1 protein-coding gene is annotated in these 647 nt (G+C 32.3%); it reads left to right on the top strand.

Annotation, left to right across the window (positions count from 1 at the left end; genetic code table 11):
* Nucleotides 1-617: IS3 family transposase (locus DLK05_RS16680; RefSeq protein WP_127345097.1), on the top strand; the 617-nt coding region annotated here is incomplete at its 5' end.
* Nucleotides 618-647: the final 30 nt, after the last annotated feature.

Consider the following 647-nt stretch of genomic DNA (forward strand, 5'->3'; position numbering starts at 1 on the left):
TGAAAAGTCAGGGTATTAAAAGCATAGTTAATAAGAAATACAGAGTACAAACTACTGACTCGAATCATTCTAATAGAATATCTAAAAACCTTTTAAAGAGGAACTTTTATCCACAATCATCATCTCAAGCTTGGGTGTCCGACATTACRTATGTGCATACAGAACAAGGTTGGCTGTATCTCACTACAATTATTGACTTGTTTGATCGTAARGTAATTGGATGGTCATTATCGGATAATATGACTACGAACGATACCATAATCAAGGCTTGGAACATGGCAATTACAAATAGAGATACTAAACCAGGATTGATATTCCATTCAGATCAGGGCGTTCAATATACAGCTACTAAATTTAGAGGCTTACTTAAAAAGAAAGTTATCACACAAAGCATGAGTCGAAAAGGGAATTGCTGGGAYAATGCTGTAGCTGAATGTTTCTTTAAAATAATTAAATCTGAAATGATAGATCACAGATACTACTATTCTCATTTTCAAGCTAAAATTGAAATAGTACACTTTATTGAAGTATGGTATAATAAACAAAGAATACATTCTGTTTTGGGCTATTTAACCCCAGATCAATATGGAAAATCTAAATATATAATCGCGGCTTAATATAAAGTCCAGTTTTTTGTTGCATATCCA

This window comes from Ancylomarina longa, from assembly GCF_003996985.1.
GTDB classification, from domain to species: Bacteria; Bacteroidota; Bacteroidia; order Bacteroidales; family Marinifilaceae; genus Ancylomarina_A; species Ancylomarina_A longa.